This window comes from Stenotrophomonas sp. NY11291 (assembly GCF_023277365.1).
In the GTDB taxonomy this organism is placed as follows: domain Bacteria; phylum Pseudomonadota; class Gammaproteobacteria; order Xanthomonadales; family Xanthomonadaceae; genus Stenotrophomonas; species Stenotrophomonas geniculata.
On record NZ_CP096975.1, the window covers coordinates 3,868,967 to 3,884,286 of the forward strand.

Annotated in this window: 17 protein-coding genes and 1 pseudogene; all 18 read right to left on the minus strand. The window is 63.9% G+C overall.

Annotation, left to right across the window (positions count from 1 at the left end):
* Positions 1-43: 43 nt before the first annotated feature.
* The gene (locus M1L61_RS18075) at positions 44-355 is read right to left on the minus strand and encodes a hypothetical protein (RefSeq protein WP_125277430.1); all 312 of its coding nucleotides are present in this window, start codon (positions 353-355) and stop codon (positions 44-46) included.
* Between the two features lie 102 nt (positions 356-457).
* Positions 458-1,603: a class I SAM-dependent methyltransferase gene (locus M1L61_RS18080; protein ID WP_257504843.1), complete on the minus strand. Its 1,146-nt coding sequence runs from the start codon at positions 1,601-1,603 to the stop codon at positions 458-460.
* A gap of 40 nt (positions 1,604-1,643) precedes the next feature.
* Positions 1,644-2,294: a hypothetical protein gene (locus tag M1L61_RS18085; RefSeq protein ID WP_125277428.1), complete on the minus strand. Its 651-nt coding sequence runs from the start codon at positions 2,292-2,294 to the stop codon at positions 1,644-1,646.
* Positions 2,295-2,376: 82 nt separating this feature from the next.
* The gene (locus M1L61_RS18090) at positions 2,377-2,784 is read right to left on the minus strand and encodes a hypothetical protein (protein WP_125277427.1); all 408 of its coding nucleotides are present in this window, start codon (positions 2,782-2,784) and stop codon (positions 2,377-2,379) included.
* A 91-nt stretch (positions 2,785-2,875) separates the two neighbouring features.
* Positions 2,876-3,574, minus strand: coding sequence for a DUF3275 family protein (locus M1L61_RS18095; protein WP_125277426.1), 699 nt, complete (start codon positions 3,572-3,574; stop codon positions 2,876-2,878).
* Between the two features lie 54 nt (positions 3,575-3,628).
* Positions 3,629-4,543, minus strand: coding sequence for a DUF3577 domain-containing protein (locus M1L61_RS18100; RefSeq protein WP_125277425.1), 915 nt, complete (start codon positions 4,541-4,543; stop codon positions 3,629-3,631).
* Between the two features lie 380 nt (positions 4,544-4,923).
* On the minus strand, positions 4,924-5,736 hold the full coding sequence (locus M1L61_RS18105; RefSeq protein WP_125277424.1) for a GTPase: 813 nt from the start codon (positions 5,734-5,736) through the stop codon (positions 4,924-4,926).
* A 279-nt stretch (positions 5,737-6,015) separates the two neighbouring features.
* Positions 6,016-6,294 (minus strand): uridylate kinase, encoded by a 279-nt coding sequence (locus tag M1L61_RS18110; RefSeq protein ID WP_102774531.1) that lies wholly within the window; start codon positions 6,292-6,294, stop codon positions 6,016-6,018.
* Between the two features lie 96 nt (positions 6,295-6,390).
* On the minus strand, positions 6,391-7,128 hold the full coding sequence (locus M1L61_RS18115) for an ABC transporter substrate-binding protein (protein ID WP_125277423.1): 738 nt from the start codon (positions 7,126-7,128) through the stop codon (positions 6,391-6,393).
* A gap of 209 nt (positions 7,129-7,337) precedes the next feature.
* Complete coding sequence (locus tag M1L61_RS18120; RefSeq protein WP_125277422.1) at positions 7,338-7,730, minus strand: hypothetical protein; 393 nt, start codon at positions 7,728-7,730, stop codon at positions 7,338-7,340.
* A gap of 21 nt (positions 7,731-7,751) precedes the next feature.
* Complete coding sequence (locus M1L61_RS18125; RefSeq protein WP_125277421.1) at positions 7,752-7,964, minus strand: hypothetical protein; 213 nt, start codon at positions 7,962-7,964, stop codon at positions 7,752-7,754.
* A gap of 330 nt (positions 7,965-8,294) precedes the next feature.
* A pseudogene (locus tag M1L61_RS18130) lies at positions 8,295-8,525 on the minus strand (hypothetical protein); the annotation flags it as partial.
* 538 nt (positions 8,526-9,063) lie between these two features.
* Positions 9,064-11,076 (minus strand): DNA topoisomerase III, encoded by a 2,013-nt coding sequence (locus tag M1L61_RS18135; protein ID WP_248853879.1) that lies wholly within the window; start codon positions 11,074-11,076, stop codon positions 9,064-9,066.
* 275 nt (positions 11,077-11,351) lie between these two features.
* Positions 11,352-11,795, minus strand: coding sequence for a single-stranded DNA-binding protein (locus M1L61_RS18140; RefSeq protein ID WP_125277419.1), 444 nt, complete (start codon positions 11,793-11,795; stop codon positions 11,352-11,354).
* 73 nt (positions 11,796-11,868) lie between these two features.
* Complete coding sequence (locus M1L61_RS18145; protein ID WP_125277418.1) at positions 11,869-12,396, minus strand: DUF3158 family protein; 528 nt, start codon at positions 12,394-12,396, stop codon at positions 11,869-11,871.
* Positions 12,393-13,193: a PFL_4669 family integrating conjugative element protein gene (locus tag M1L61_RS18150; protein WP_125277417.1), complete on the minus strand. Its 801-nt coding sequence runs from the start codon at positions 13,191-13,193 to the stop codon at positions 12,393-12,395. The genes M1L61_RS18145 and M1L61_RS18150 overlap by 4 nt, the downstream gene beginning before the upstream one ends.
* Positions 13,194-13,510: 317 nt before the next feature.
* Positions 13,511-14,755, minus strand: coding sequence for an STY4528 family pathogenicity island replication protein (locus M1L61_RS18155; RefSeq protein ID WP_125277416.1), 1,245 nt, complete (start codon positions 14,753-14,755; stop codon positions 13,511-13,513).
* Between the two features lie 3 nt (positions 14,756-14,758).
* Entirely contained in the window at positions 14,759-15,319 is a 561-nt protein-coding gene (locus tag M1L61_RS18160) for a DUF2857 domain-containing protein (RefSeq protein ID WP_008267477.1), read from the minus strand.
* Position 15,320: the final 1 nt, after the last annotated feature.

A 15,320-nucleotide genomic window follows, 5' to 3' on the forward strand; every position in this document is an offset into this window, starting at 1 on the left:
ACGGCACCCTTGCGGGGTGTCGGTGGCCCCGCGTTGGAGAAGATCAGTACTCGCTGGGCAGCAGCAGCGTGGTGACGCTGCGATCCCATTCGGTGATGATCCAGAGCTTCAGGCCGGGTGCGACCTGGTAGGAAGAAAACAGACGATCCTCGCCGGACTTCAGCGCGGCATCGTTCTGCCGCCTGTCGCTGTCGTCGAGGTCGCCCCAGTCGCCACCGAAGTGGCGGCGCAGATACGGAATCGGGTTGAGCCGGCCCTGTTGGACCAGGTCATCGACGCCGCAGGTCATGACCACCTGGCCGGGCGAGAAGCGCAGGCTCGGTGTCTGGCTGATGGAAAGTGCTTGGGCTGCCATGGAAGGCTCCTTGATATGGAAGGGCCGCGGCACCCCATCGGGGCGACTGGACCCCGGTGGGTGGAAAAAATCGACGGCGAACCGTCGGCGGTGGAGAAACGATCAGCGGATGGTCAACACCTCGCCCCGCGTGGCGGAACCCGGCGTCATGTCCCAGGCGCGGATGACGGGAACGAACTTGTCGGTGAGGATGCGCGTCTCGGCAATCGAGCCGTCTTCGCGTTCGGTGAATTCCCGCTGGAGCGTCTTGTCCTTGTGGGTGTCACCTTTGACGACGAGCACGCGCCCCGTCTTGGATTGCACGACTCCCGAGATCGCGCCCGCAGCCAAAGCCAGGGCGAGATGCCAGTGGGACAAGGCCCGCGCCGGTGGACGCAGCGTCTGCTGCGCGGCCCCCAACTGGGTATCCCGCGACGGCCAGAGGCCTTGCAGCCTGCCAACCTCATCGGCGAACTGCTCCGGCTCCATCGTCACGCGGAAGAAATGCCCCGGCTCCGCCGGGCTGGTGGGGACGATGTACGGCAGGAACGGCCATTCGCTCGGCAGCTCCTCGGCTTCGACTTCGCCAAGCCCAACCTGCAGCAGCAGATTGCGCACGGCCTTGACGCCATCGGGCGTCTGCTCACGCTGGCGCACCCGCCGTCCGAAGATCACCACCTGCTTGAACTGCGTTTCCACCGCTCGGTAGATGCGCAGATCGGTGTAGTGGCGCGTCAGCCAGCCAACCAGCTCCGCGTCGAGCACGTAGCCGGGGACGATGAAGACCAGCACGCCGCCGTACTGCAGCAGGGGCAGCGTGCGCTGGTAGAACAGTTTTTCGAGGCGGGCACGGCCCTGACCCTGATAGCCAATGTTGCCGTTGACATCCTTGGACAGGTCGCCATACGGCGGATTGAGCCAGAGCAGCCCAAAGGACTGTTTGGAGATCATCGTGTCCATCAGGTCCGCGTGCAGGCAGTGATCGACCAGGCTGCGGGCATGGCGCGCCCGCTCTGCGTCGAACTCGACGGCGAACGCCCTGGCCTGCTCGCGCCCGAGGGCATGAGCAGCTTCGGCGATTGCCACGCCTTCGCCGGCGCAGGGATCGAGGATGCACATCGGCCCATTGGATTCAGGCGCACTGGGCATCAGTGCATTGAGGGCTCTTTCGAGCGTCGGTTCGTCGGTCGGGAAGTACCCGTTCTTCACGAAATTGCGGGCGAGCCGCGGGAACATGAGAGCCATGGAAGTCTCCTGGTTGGCGGGGATGAATAGAGAAGGCGCGCCTTGGCGTGCCTGCGCAGGTGGGTCAAGCCGCTACCGTTTCCGGCGTCCAAATCTTGGCCGGATAGGGATAGGCGGTGAGCACGTCACTGCGGATCAGCGAGCCGAGCGCCTGGGTCAGCGCCGGCACGTCGATGGCGAGCCGATGGCCCACTAAAGGCCCGAGGGCGAATGGCAGACGGGTCAGCATCTCGCGGCTTTGCAGCAGTTCCAGCACGGTTTCGCGCCAGTGGTCGAGCAATGGCAGTGGGCAGGTGTCCTGCACCAACGTCCACAGGCGGTCAAGCCGGTGGTCGCTATCGCGGGGCAGCAATGCCAGTGCGCTGGCGTTGGCCTTGTCGGGCTTGACGCAGCGCCGATCGAACAGCCACACGTTGGACAGCGAACCGAACAGCGTTCGCCGGTAGGCGCGGGTCATGCGCTTTTCCAGGCGATCGACGTTGCCGACGAACACCGGGACGCTACCGTCCTGGTCGGTGATGAGGTGGAACTGCTCCAGCCCCTGCTCGTCGCGCCCGAGGGTCAGGCGAGCCAGGAACTGCTGGACGGCGGTGTCCCGCGCCCAGATCGACAGGAAGATCAGGTTGCCCTGGTCATCGCCGACGCAAGCGTCGGCCATCACGTCCGGGCATTCGTCGATGCGGTACAGCGTGGTGGAAGAAGTGTTTGCGGGCATGGTGGTGTCCTCGGATGAACGGGAACAGCACCGCCCGCAGGGGCAAGTGCTGCCCCTTGGGGTGGAAGTAAAACGCTCTGGTTCAGGCCGTCAGCGCCGTAGCTGGGGCTGTGGTCGCCTTGGGTGCGCGCCGCCGTGCGTGGTAAGCGCGAACGCCTGCACGCCAGTCGGCGGACTGCTCCGGTGCGAGGTTCAGATAGGACAGCGGGCACGAGTAGTAGTACGGGTGCATGGATTCGTCCAGCGGCTTGTAGCCCCACTGGCTGCCGCTGCGTTCCAGCAGATCGCAGCGGATGGTGCGCAGGGACTGGCCCGGTGCGAGATCACGGTGTACGCCTTCGGCCTTGGCCGTCACTTGCACAACGGACCAGAGGACGTTGCCACGCAGCGCGTGGGCGATGACCTTGACGCTGGCGCGCTCGGTCTCTTGCGGTGCGATCAACTCCGCGATCAGTTCAGACCGCGATTGGGGTGAGAAATACCAGCCCATGAGAGGCCTCCTGGAAAAATTGAGCCAGAAGCCTCCCCGGTGGGGAAGACCCCCGGCGGGTGGATGAACACCGCAGATGCGGTGTCCAGTACTACGCAGGTTGCAGTTCGGCCTGGCGGCTCCACTCCTGCGTCTTGAAGTCCAGCGCGTAGCCCAGTTCGCCCAGGCGGACGATCTGCGCGCGCAGGGTGCGGCGGTCGATGGTCGAATCCAGTTTCACGGACTCGCCCAGTGGCCAGAGCAAGCTGAACAGCGCGGCGTCGCCATCTTCGGTACTGCCGGGAGCAGTTGCCGCAGCGGGCGTCGGCGCATCCACGCCGAAGGGCGTGGTATCGACCAGCGGATCCGTGGATGCCTGCACGGGTGCGGGCTTGGCGGGCTTGGACGTTTTGGCAGTCTTGGCCGGTGTTGCCGGCGTTACTGCAGGCTGCGCGCCCAGCTCTTCATCGAGCGGATCGACGTCCTGGGTGGCGAAGCTGCGTGCCTCGTCACGGCTCAGTTTGTCGATGTCGTAGAGCGTCATCCCGTCCAGGCTGGCACGGATCTCGAAGCGCATGCCGCCACCGACCGGGTAGGACTTCGGGAAGATGTACCTGATGATGAATTCCCCGTCGTACTTGCCTTCGGGGTATTGCTCCAGCTCCGGGTCCTTGACCTCGAAGGTACCCAGGTGCGTGGCGAGGCGACCGACCGTGAAGGGGCCGTTCTTGCCGCGGATGGTGCGCAGCGTGAGCTGGCCGGGGACGACGATGGGCGAGACCGATTTCTCGGATGCCGATGTGGCTGCCATGATGGTTCTCCTTAGCGATTGGGAAAACGACAAGGCCCGCGAGGGCCTTGCCGATCAGAACGAAGCAGCCAATGCCGGCTCCTGCTTCTCGACTTCACCTTCGGGCTCGCGCTCGGCGGGCTCGGCAGGCTGATCGGCAGCGGGGTCGGCGTCCTCGGCTTCGGACGCGGATGCGTCCTGGGCTGGCGGCGTCTCGGCTTGCGCGGGGCTCGTCGGATAGACCTTGGTGCCGTCGATCTTGATCAGGCCGATGTGGATCAGCGTCGATTCCAGGCTTGCGGCCGGTTCCCCAGCGCGTTCACCCTTGGTGCGGATGTACGGATCGATCTTCATGTCGTTGAGACGGAAGGCGATCAGCACCTTGCAGTCCCCTTCGATGGCCTGCACGCACCGGCGAACCAGATGCTCGGCTTCAGGGGTGGTGACGATGGTGTCGAAGTACCGATACTCCGGTTCATCGACAGGCCCGGCCAGCGCGGCGACGGTGCAAGAGAGGAACGGGTCGCCATCTTTGGGCGTGACGTCCTTCGGACGGCTGAGGTAGCCGATGCCGCGGGTGATCAGCTCGTGCTGCCTGATCGAAGCCAGTTCGGCCCGGTCAAGCGGCTCGGCCTTGAGTAGGCGCGCCTTGAGGGACGCGGCGGCTTGACCTTTCTGATCGCCCTTGTCACGGATGTATGCATCGCCCCACAGGTCGCCGAGGCGAAAGCGCACCAGTGGGCGCTGCTTGGGATCGTCAACGCCGATGTAGCGCTCGACCAGCTTCTTGGCCTCGGCACCCGAGACCTTGACGTCGCAATAGCGATAGCTGGGGTCCTTTGCGGAACCGACCAGCGCGGCGATGGTGCATGCCAGGAAAGGCTGCGCGCGGCGGCCGCCCCGGACAGGCACTTCACGGGCACGCTGGATGTAACCGATGCCCGAGGTGTGGAGGTCGAAATACGATTTCTCGTTGGACGTGGTGCTCATGGTGAATCTCCATAGGGATGAAGCGGAGACACACCGGCCCCACGCTGCGGGGAAAGGTGCGTAACCCCGCGATGGGTTGATAAGGCGAAAGCATCCACCACCAGAGACTGGTGGCCGCTCGCGGATGGATGTGGTGCGAGCTGGCTCGGTCACGCAGTGGGAACTGCGCCGCAACCTCGAAGACCGATGGTTGCCTGGCATGTCGCTGACAACGTCAGCAGGCATGGGCTCAGCATGGCCGGGCCTCGCGCGCGAGACAGCCATCAATCGGCATCCGGTCGATTCCCTTTGATGAAATCTCCCAGGCAGAAAAAAGGCCCTCCTTCCGAATGGAGGGAGAGCCTGTGGGGGGGGCATGTCGCCTGGTTCTTTTCGTGGTGTCACGCCGGTACAGCGCGGCGCCGTCGGGACGTCTCCGCGCCGATCACGCTCACATCGATCAGACGCCAGCGCCCGTCGTCGATGAGCCGCTCCAGCACTTCGCCGAGGATGTCGAAATACACCTCGTCGTGCCGATCGACCAACTCGCCGTCGCGGCGCAGCTCCACCGCATAGGTATCGCTGCCGCGCTGGTAGAGGATCGTCACCTGGCCGGCGAACTTCGCGGTCGAAACCGTGAAACTGATCGCCGGAGGCGTTTCGATGATCCTGGACGGCTTCGGATCGACCCAGGTGAAGTCGTGGGCGCCCGCATCGACCAGCATGTGGGTGATGCGCCGGAACCCGTCGGGCGCCGGCATTTCCTCCAACTGCTCGATGAGCTGACCCAGTTCCATGCACTGCGGCTCGGGAATGGGCAGCTTGGCCGGCGCGGAGCCGAGGATGTGTGTCTTGACGGTGTAGGGAGTGCCGTCGGACATCATCTCGGTGCGCTCTTCTGGCGTGTCCGCACGCAGACCGTCGAAACGACGACGGGCATAGGGTTGGACATGCACCTTGGTGCCCTCACTGGGAATGCTGGTCACCAGGTTGGGATCGAGTACCGCGAACTCGCTGGGCTTGAGCTTGACGACGATGGCGTCTTCGCTGGCTGCGACCACCTTGCCGTCGAAGGGCTGGGGATCAATGATGAAGCCCAGTGTCGAGGACTGTGGCTGATCATCGAACACGCGGTACTTGAACGACCGCACGTTGCGGGGCACATGGCCTGCGACCAGCGAAGGCATCAGGGTCTTGATAAGAGAGCGATCCATGTGAATCTCCTTGAGGAAGAACAAGGGATTCCCCGCCCGCAAGGGAGAGGTCCCTTGTGGGTGAATGGGCGCAATGCGTCCGTAGGAAGAAACAACCAGCACGGTTTCCCGCGCTTGCAGCCTTGAAGGTCTTGGCTGCCTGGGCATGTGTCGGCAACGCCGACGAACATGGGGCAAGGATGGCCCTGGAGTGAGCCGCCTGCGCTCAGGAAACCGCACCGCGCCGCACCCGCTTTCCTGCGTCGCGACAAGAAAAGCCCCTCGAAAGGGGCTGGGTGGTCAGGCTTGGTACACGAAGTAGTGTTCGCGCTGACGTGGAAAGAACACGTGCTTCCACGTGTCGCCGCCGGTGTTGCCACCGTCGAAGACGACCATTTCGTAGGCATCAATGTCGGTGTCTGCCAGATCGGCGCTGGCGATATGGCGCATGTGCAGCATGCCGCTCAAGCGCTCGAATACCAGGATCTGGCCGATGGCGTCGTCCTGGCCCATGGCGTTGACGCAGGCTCCAAGCTGATGCTCGAAGTCGCGTGCGGGCGAGATGAGGTCGGGGAACATAAAGTGCTCCTATGGAATTGGACCAGCCCGGCTCCCAGAAAGGAGACGGGCTGGCATGGAGGACAAAGAGGAAGGTGGGCGCGTGGTGTGTTTGCTCTAGGACTCGGCCAGCGGCAGGCCCAGCAACACGGGCGCGTCAGCGTCGAGGATGAGGATGCGCACATCGGCCTGCCCAGCCAGTTCCAGGATGTTCGCCAGGTCGTCTGGCATGCCCTTGCTGCGGTGCTCCTGCCGAAGCTGCTCGGCGGTGATGCCCTCGGCGTGCTCCAGGTTCTTGTCCGTCCAGGGTGTGGAGATCAGCTTGACGCCGATCGCCGGGCTGTACGGAACCCGAAAGGCGATGAACAAAAAGGCCTCCGGCGTGGCAAGATCCGCCAGATTGGCGAGGTACTGGTCGGTTTCCGGGCTGATGTGCGCGCTGCTGATCTCCCAGCATCGGCTGTAGTAGCCGGTCTCGAAACTCAGGCGCTGCACGACTTCCCGCGCGGCCTCGACCGAATAACTGTCACCAACGTGGATCAGGCGACCGTCGAAGTCCTCGCCATGAATGGCATAGACCACGGCATTGATCACGCCTTCGCCGTTAACGCCTTCATCGGCATCGCATTCGGCCAGTACCTCGGCACTCACAGGTTCAGAGCCGTTCGTGACCACCGCGAAATCGCTGGTGACGATGCAGGACGATGAAATCAGTTCCTGGTCGGAAAGGTGTTGCTGGCTCGGGTGGATGTTTCGCCAGACATGCGGGCTTCCGTCCTCGTAGCTGATGGACAGCGTGCGGACGATGTTCAAATTCCAGTAGCCGCGCAGAAAGGGATTTGGATTCTGAGACATGGGAACGCTCCTGATTGAATAATGGAGCCAATTCCCGCCACCGGGAATTGGACCCGGTGGGTTGAAAGTGGAAAATGCGTCAGGCAGAGGTGATCGTTGGCTTTGATTCAGCCTTACGCTGGGCAACGGAAAGGAAATTGAGGGACATGACCGTGTAGGCGCATGTCTCTCGTGGGGAACGAAAAGGCGATGGTGTGCCGGAAACGGGGTCACCAACCGCTGTAGTTCAGCATCAAGTCGGCAATGACCTTGCGGCGTTCCAGGTCGAGACCGTCGAAGTCCGACAGCCCGTGGAAGTGGCAGCGTTTGAGCATGGCACCGCCCTCGCGCGCGTTGTAGAAGCTGACCATGGCGGACAGAAACATGCGTTGCCCGCTGCTCAGGACACCGAGGGCGTCGTTGAGCCGCAGCATGTTGGGACGCAGATCCCACTTGCTCTTGGCCTGGTTCAGGCCGTCACGGGTGCCATCGCCAAACCATTCGGGGCCAGCGATCTCGGCACCACGCTTCCAGGCCTCGAAGAAGGCTTGGGGCGCGGCAGCGAAATGCTGCTCTTCCCGCATGATCTGATCGACGACTTCCTGCGGCAGCAGTTGATTCATGGCGTGATTCCTCCAGTTGGATCAGGGAATGGCGAGCTGGGACCAGCCGCCTCTTTCGAGGGCACGTTGAGCCGCCGCATGGCTGCGGAAGTACTCGTGCGATTCCCGCGAAACGGGACCTTCGGTATCGCGCGTGCCGATGTAGTGGCCGGCGGCGCTTTGCAGGACTTCGAGCGGCAGGAACTTGCCGCAATAGGTCAAGGCCAACTGGCCGAAAGAGGCTATGTGGGACATGGGTAGGCTCCTTGGAAAAGCGAGGCCTTGTCCCTCACGGGATGGCAGCTCCCGCACGCGGTGGATAAAAAGCATCGGCGTCACGGGGACGCGCGTCCGCAGACTTGATGCGATACGGACTGGCGGGTTACGCGGGAAGAACCCGCGGCAGCCAGGAACCCATGGCTGCTGGCATGTGCTGACGAATCAGCGAACATGCGGGCAGCTTCATGCGGGGGCCGCGCTGCGTCAGTTGGAAAACGGCATTCGGCCCAGCCCGGATTGATCGGCGCAGAGAAAGAAAACCCGCATCAAGTGCGGGCTGTCAGGGTGGTGCGTGGGTGCGTTGGCTCACTCGGGCGTGTCGCCCAGGACATGCTGCTTCCACAGGGCGAATGCCTCGTCCTGTCCCAGTTCGGCCAGGACCACAATGGGTTGCGCCTGCCGCGCACGCAGCGAAGCGAAATACGCCTTACGGTCGGCGATGGCCTTGAGGTTGATGCCATCGATGAACAGCAGTTTGCCGCCCTTGATGAACAGCACCTTGTTGCCAAGGTCGCGCTCGAACGCGGCTCGTACTTTCTCCGGTTGTTGCATGCGTCGGTTTCCTGTTGCTGTGGCCGTCCATTGGGTCGGAATGTTGATCGGCGAGATAAAGACGCCGAAGGCTCGCTGACCTTCGGCTCGGGAGGAAATAACCACCCGTGGGCTGTTGCAGGCCCGGTCGTCGCTAGAACCGTCTGCTCATCAGCAATCACACCCGGCCCATGTCGTGGCTGGGGCCGGCATCGTCTGGCGCACATCCGCGCACAAAGGGAGCCCGTTTTTGCGCCGGTGGGCACCGGCACCGAATACCGCTGACCACAAAGGGTCTCCGGAGGGTTCGCGCAGCCTGGCAAGCCATCGGGGGACCCTTCGCAGTGGGCGGGAGAAACACAGACCAGCAGAACACGCGGGAGACGGTTCGCGGAAAAGCTACCTTCAGGTCCCGCAGCCGGGGACGGCTGGACGGGACGCGCACACGGACAAGAAGGCGTTGCGCGCTGGGCGACCCGCAGGGGCGTGCGGGACACGGGCCACGCCTTTGAAACAGAGCGCGGCCCACGGGAAACGGAGTCGGTCAGGTGCCTTTGCGGCCGCTGCTATGCGAGCGCGAAGCGCCACGCTTGGGCGTACCGGATTCGACCGGCAGCGTGCCTTGGCAGTCGGGGTAGCGACTGCACGACCAGAATGGGCCGCTCTTGCCGGTGCGCTGGCGCGTCGGTGCGCCGCACTGCGGGCATATTGGCCCATGGGGAAGCTTGATGGACAGGGACATGCTGCCGTACTGCGCGGTCAACTGCGAAATCCAGGTGGCCTGCTTGCTGAGGAATACGTCCAGGGTGAGCTGTCCGGCCTCGATCATGTCGAGCGCCTGCTCCCACACCGCAGTGGTGCCGGGATCTGCAATCGCTGCGGGCACGGCGTCGATCAGCGTGAACGCCGCATCCGATGCGCGAATGGAGCGTCCCTTCTTCACGATGTAGCCACGGGCGATCAGCACGCTGATGATGTTGGCTCGCGTCGCCTCGGTGCCGATGCCCGTTGTGTCCTTCAGCTTCTGTTTCAGACGCGGGTCGGTCACGAAGCGCGCAACGCCCTTCATCGACTTGACCAGTTCGCCCTGGGTGTAGGGCTTGGGCGGCATCGTCTTGAGCGCCTTGATCTCGACCTCGGCCACCTGGCACGCCAGGCCCTCACGCAGCGGGGGCAGCACCTGGCTGCGCGTCGCGTCGTCGCCGTCCTCATCCGCTTTCGGTTCGGCCAGCACCAGACGCCAACCCTTGACGACCACCTGTTTACCGGTGGCCACCAGCGTCTGCTGCCCGCAGGAAAACTCAGCCACGGTACGGTCGAACTCGTGGTGTGGGAGGAACTGCGCCAGGTAATGCGCCCGGATCAGCCGGTACACCGCCAGCTCCTTCTCGCTCAGAGCAGAGAGGTTCGCGGGTTCGAGCGTCGGAATGATGCCGTGGTGCGCCGTGATCTTGCCGTCGTTCCAGGCGCGCGAACGCTGGGAGCGGTCGAGCTGACCCATGATCGGTCGCAGCGACGGGTCGGTCTTGAACAGGCTGTCCAGGACAGTGGGCACCTCGGCGAACATGCTTTCGGGCAGGTAGCCGGAGTCCGAGCGCGGGTAGGTCGTGGCCTTGTGCGTCTCGTACAGGGCCTGGGCGATCTGCAATGTCTCCTGCACGTCCAGCCCGAGCTGCCTGGAACAGACCTCCTGAAGCGTCCCCAGGTCGAACAGCAGCGGCGGGCCTTCGCGCACGCGCTCGGTCTCGACCGACACCACCTGGGCGCTGCCCGCAGCGCGAATCTGCTGCGCCGCCTGCTGGGCGACCGGCTGTTGCAGGCAACGACCGGCGTCGTCGGTGCAGCCGTCGGGCGCAACCCACTGCGCGGCGAAAGCCTGACCCTCTGCGGACAGAGACACGTCGATGGCCGAGAACGGCACCGACTTGAAAGCCGCGATTTCGCGGTCGCGGTCCACGACCAGCTTCAGGGTCGGGGTCTGGACACGTTCGACCGACAGCACGCCGTCGTAGCCCGCCTGCCGCCCGAGCACAGTGAAAAGACGGCTGAGGTTCATGCCGACGAGCCAGTCTGCCCGCGAACGTGCCAGCGCCGAGTAATACATCGGCAGCGTATCGGACGACGGTCGCAGCTTGCCGAGCGCAGTGCGGATCGACGCATCGTTGAGTGCCGATAGCCACAAGCGCTCGATGGGGCCACGGTAGCCGCACAGGTCGATGATCTCGCGGGCAATCAGCTCGCCCTCGCGGTCGGCATCGGTGGCGATGACGAGATGGGTCGCCTTCGCCAGAAGCGCCTTGACGACCTTGAATTGCGTGGCGGTCTTGGGTTTGACCTCGACCCGCCACTGCTGGGGAATGATGGGCAACTGCTCCAGTGACCAGCGCTTGAGCGCCGCGTCATAGACCTCGGGTGCTGCCGCTTCTACGAGATGGCCGATGCACCAGGTAATCGTGACGCCGGAGCCGTTGAGGCAGCCTTCACCGCGCTGTGTCGCGCCGAGAATCCGACCAATATCCTTGCCCTGGGAGGGCTTCTCGCACAAGAACAGCCGCATATCCGTCCATCCGATTTCCGTGGTTCATTGAGTTGCTGGAATCGAGGATGCCGGGCACCGCCAGGGGCAACAGCAAACAAGTCGCAAGCGGTGGCGACCACTTTCACGGGATGGAATGGCTGGGGCGGAGATGGCGTGCAGCTGGGGTGTGCGGGCCGGGAGCCGCGATTTTCGGGAGCGCGTGGAAGCCGGTGGACGTTGATGGAGCTATCCCCTGGGGATAGCTCGCAGGTGCATGGATAGCAGCGAAGCACCGCAACCGCCTCCATGCCGGATCACTTCCTGCGCTTGACCTCCTTCGGCGCAGCCGGTTCCTGGGCTGCTTGGGGCTTCGGCTGCGCGTCCTGCGCGGTCTTGGGGCTGAGGGTCACGGACTCGACGCGGAACGGCAGGATGCCAACGCTGCGCGCGTTGATCTGCCAGGTTTCGCGCGGCTGATCCTCGTTGTCCGTCCAGGGTTCGCGCTCCATGCGTCCGACGACCAGGACGCGCATGCCCTTCTGGTAGAGGTTCTTCCAGTGCGCGGCGTCGCGGTGCCAGATTTCCACCGGTGCCCAGAAGCCGCCGCGATCCTCGAAGTCACCGCCTTTGGTGGGAATGGGGTTGTCGAAATACACGTTCAACCGCAGCAAGCGCCGCGGCTCGTCGTTGCCGTTGGGGAACTCCCGGTACTCGGGCGGGGAGCCAATGTTGCCTTCGCCCCAAAAATGCGTGCTCATGTTGCAATCTCCATGGTGGTTGAAATACCCGTGCCACGTCGGTGCCGGGCGTGTACTGGGGTGTCCGGTGCAATCACCGATCACGCATTCCAGGTGGGATGGACTTGAGCCTGCGCAGGTAGGCGTCTTCCGCCTTGGCGGCCTTGCTGGCGCACTCCTGGGCCTGCCTGCCCAAGGTGTGCAACAGGCTGATCTGCATGTTCAGCGTGATGCGCTGAAGCTCGATCGCGTGCAGCTCGGCCAGCAAGTTGACCGGCGTGCCGGTGCTCGCCATCAATTCCTGCCACAGGGCTACGCCCATGGCTGAGCGGTCGTGCTTGCGCCAGCGCAAAAACGCCGTGCCTGCGCCAGTGGTTTGCTGGGCCAACTCCACGGGCAGCAGGTGGAAGGGATGCCCGACTGCCTGTTGCAGCACCTGCCGCTGCGTCAAGCCAATCAACTCGTCGCGCATGGCGAAGCACTGGCTGGCCCAGGCCTCAAGATCCCCCTTACCCTTAAAAGGCTTCAAAAGGCCTTTTAGAGAGGCAGCGTGTTCCAGCTTCATGAAGGCAGCCTGTTGCAGGCCCTGGAAGTAACGGGGTTCGCGATTCGGATCGCTCATGCCTGCTCGCCCTCGACCTCGCCGGCGCTGACTTCGGGTGCTGCGTCAGTGGCGGGCTCGTCGGTGGTGGCCGCGTCGTTGTGGGCAGGCGCTGCAGCAGGACTCTCAGCACGCTGTTGCAGGCCACGGCGCACGATGGGCGGCGCGAACTTCGAGCGGCGCGTGCCTTCCAACACGTCCTGCGGCAGTTCGCCGAATTTCTCCAACGCCGCCCGTGCTGCGGCGTTCTTTGATACGAAGTCGTCGCGCGTGCAGCCCGAATAGCGGTATTGCTGGGCCAGCGAGAACAGGCTGCGCAGTGCATGGGCGCCCTCGTTGAGCCAGCGCTCCAAGGTGCTGCGGTCGATGAGCGCCGTGTGGTGGGCGAGGATCAGTTTGCGGGCGATGTCGTCGTAGTCGGCCAGCAGATAGACGGCGGCAAAGCCGAGCTGCGCATTGACGAACAGCGGCAACTTGACGGGCTGCACGTTGAGGTTTTCGCCCAGGCTGAGTGCCGGCGGCACGCTCGCCAGCGCCTGATCCACCTGCTCGCGCAGCGATTGCAGCGTGGTCTTGGTCTGGTCGAGCTTGACCTCGATGCGCAGCATCCACCAATCCGAGTACGGGTCGTCCTGTTCCGAACCGCGCCGCATCTTGTTCATTTGGGCGATGTAGCCGTTCAGGCCAACGATGCCCGGTCGCCCCTCGGCGGCGGCACGGCCATGCCAGATGCGCGAAGCGTGGTGCGTGTGAAGCGTCAGCGACATCGCGCTGCGCAGGGAGCCGAGATTCAGTTGCAGAGGTTCATTGGTTGCCATGGTGTCCGCTCGTTGTGTGGAAAGGAGCGGTCAGCTTCGGCAGGAAGCGGAAGGCCGTCAGTCAACAAACCGAAACCTGCCAGACCCCGGTTCAGCGCGTGGTGGCCGCCTGCGGCGCGAGCTATCCCCTGGGGATAGCTCCATGGAGCGCCAACGAACGCTGCACGTCGGGATCAGGGCGGACAACGCCGATGCTGCTGCAGATGTTCGAGGCCAGGCTTGCGACTGCACGGCATCCGCCCCAACGGTGGAACTATCCCCAGGGGATAGCTCTATTGGCATCCATGGGCGTCCACTTCACGGCCTTGTCGGCCGGCTCACTTGCTGGCGAGCAGATCTCGCAGCCGCTCGATGTGCTGCCTGGCGACTTCTGGTGGCACCGGCTTACCCTGCGTTTGGGCCGGCGGTGTGGGTGGTGGCCGTTCGTTTGGCGGAGCGGGTGCCGGTGGCGGGTCTTTCTTGGCCCAGGCATTGAACTCGCCGTGGATAGCTCGCTGGATGATGCCGAATAGATACCCAGCGGGATTGCGGATGCCGTGGTTGCTACAACGCGCGGCCCATTCGTCCAGCACGTCCTGCCTCAGCGAGGCATCAACCTGCTGCAATGCCACCTTGGCACCCGCCTGCTGTTCCGCCTTCAGTTGCGCAAAGCGCTTGGGCCATTGCAGATCGTCCAGCGCGCGCGCCTGCGCAGTAGTACGTATTTCATTAATACAACTACTACGTACTGTACGGGCCTGCTTCGGATTCCGAAGAGAGACGTCTGGCGCGGGTTCCGACCCTGCTTCGGAATCCGTAGCGGGTCGTTCACGATTCCGAAGAAGGCTCGGAGCCCCTTCTTCGGAATCGTGAATGGCGTCTTCCTGTGGATAACTATCGCTGGCCGTGAGGTCCTGGTTGGCGAGACGTTCGGCCATCACCTGCAACCGTGACGGGAGGGTGCGTCCGACCAGTAATGGGTCTTCGCCGATTTCCTTGAGCGTGTGCAGGCCCACGATCTGCACGGCCTTGGCAGAATGGCCGAGTGCCTGGCTGACGAGTTGCAGGTAGTCCGGGTCGAGCTGCATGGCCTCGAACGGTGTCAGGGGTTCGTCGTGCAGCACGTACAGATTGCCGAGGATGCGGCCGGTCTTGGGGTCACGCCGTCGCCGAACCAGGCTCAGCCAGCGGGTCAGGCGCATCAGTGTCAGCGCCCGTGCCACGGTTTCATGCGAGGCCTGCCCTGCGCAGGGCATGGACGCCAGCCAGGGCCGCAACTGCTCGTAGGTGGGGAATGCGGTCACGCCATCGTCGTTGAGCATCAGCCGGAACACTTGCCAGGCGTTTCGTTCCAGCGGCGTCAAGCGGCGGTCGAGGAACAGCTTGCGTGGCACCGTCTCGTGCCGGTTGCCACTGAACAGGAAAGCATCGCCGGAGGTAGGCGTGGGCGACTGTGCAGGTGTAGACGCAGGTGTGCTGGGGGCGGGCTTGGGCGCAAGGTCTTTCAGCGCAGCATCGAACAGCTCTGCGAGTGCGATGGGGCCTTGGCGTCGGACTCGTGGTGCGGTGTCGTCCACGGCCATGACTCAAGCCAATCCCTGATCGACCCAGCTCTTGATCGAGGCCCAGACCACCGACAGAGGCAGCGACATGCCTTCGGCCAAGTCCATGGCGGCATCGAGGATGGAGGTTTCGTCTTCGAGATCGACCGTTCTGCTGTTGGTCACGGCCTTCCATTGCCGCCACAGCTCCGTGTCCTGCTCCTCGTCCAGCACGGGGTGCCGACCCTTGCGTTTGGGCAGACCGAGGATTTCACGGCGAAGTGCCACTTCCTGATGCGTCAAACCATAGAACTTGCTGACCATCTCCGTGCTCGCGCCCAGCCTGAGCATGCGATCGACTGTGGCGATTTCCTTCTCCACGTCCTGCGCCTGCTGGAGCAGCCGCCGCAGCACTTCGCGGTTGACCGTCACTGAGCACCAGGAGACGTTGGCATTGGCCAGCACGCTGATCAGCGCGGGATGCTTGAGGGCGTCCAGCTCTGCCTCGCCAAACCCCATCAGTTTGCAGCGGCGCAGTTGCCCATTGCGCAGGTCATAGAGGGCCTGGGCGATGACAGCCTGGTTGAGTGGGTGTGCTGTGGACATG

Excerpts from the sequence above, each read along its gene's own strand:
- M1L61_RS18075 (WP_125277430.1), bottom strand. The coding sequence starts at position 355 with ATGGCAGCCCAAGCACTTTCCATCAGCCAGACACCGAGCCTGCGCTTC.
- M1L61_RS18085 (WP_125277428.1), bottom strand. The coding sequence starts at position 2,294 with ATGCCCGCAAACACTTCTTCCACCACGCTGTACCGCATCGACGAATGC.
- M1L61_RS18090 (WP_125277427.1), bottom strand. The coding sequence starts at position 2,784 with ATGGGCTGGTATTTCTCACCCCAATCGCGGTCTGAACTGATCGCGGAG.
- M1L61_RS18095 (WP_125277426.1), bottom strand. The coding sequence starts at position 3,574 with ATGGCAGCCACATCGGCATCCGAGAAATCGGTCTCGCCCATCGTCGTC.
- M1L61_RS18100 (WP_125277425.1), bottom strand. The coding sequence starts at position 4,543 with ATGAGCACCACGTCCAACGAGAAATCGTATTTCGACCTCCACACCTCG.
- M1L61_RS18105 (WP_125277424.1), bottom strand. The coding sequence starts at position 5,736 with ATGGATCGCTCTCTTATCAAGACCCTGATGCCTTCGCTGGTCGCAGGC.
- M1L61_RS18110 (WP_102774531.1), bottom strand. The coding sequence starts at position 6,294 with ATGTTCCCCGACCTCATCTCGCCCGCACGCGACTTCGAGCATCAGCTT.
- M1L61_RS18115 (WP_125277423.1), bottom strand. The coding sequence starts at position 7,128 with ATGTCTCAGAATCCAAATCCCTTTCTGCGCGGCTACTGGAATTTGAAC.
- M1L61_RS18120 (WP_125277422.1), bottom strand. The coding sequence starts at position 7,730 with ATGAATCAACTGCTGCCGCAGGAAGTCGTCGATCAGATCATGCGGGAA.
- M1L61_RS18125 (WP_125277421.1), bottom strand. The coding sequence starts at position 7,964 with ATGTCCCACATAGCCTCTTTCGGCCAGTTGGCCTTGACCTATTGCGGC.
- M1L61_RS18135 (WP_248853879.1), bottom strand. The coding sequence starts at position 11,076 with ATGCGGCTGTTCTTGTGCGAGAAGCCCTCCCAGGGCAAGGATATTGGT.
- M1L61_RS18140 (WP_125277419.1), bottom strand. The coding sequence starts at position 11,795 with ATGAGCACGCATTTTTGGGGCGAAGGCAACATTGGCTCCCCGCCCGAG.
- M1L61_RS18145 (WP_125277418.1), bottom strand. The coding sequence starts at position 12,396 with ATGAGCGATCCGAATCGCGAACCCCGTTACTTCCAGGGCCTGCAACAG.
- M1L61_RS18150 (WP_125277417.1), bottom strand. The coding sequence starts at position 13,193 with ATGGCAACCAATGAACCTCTGCAACTGAATCTCGGCTCCCTGCGCAGC.
- M1L61_RS18155 (WP_125277416.1), bottom strand. The coding sequence starts at position 14,755 with ATGGCCGTGGACGACACCGCACCACGAGTCCGACGCCAAGGCCCCATC.
- M1L61_RS18160 (WP_008267477.1), bottom strand. The coding sequence starts at position 15,319 with ATGTCCACAGCACACCCACTCAACCAGGCTGTCATCGCCCAGGCCCTC.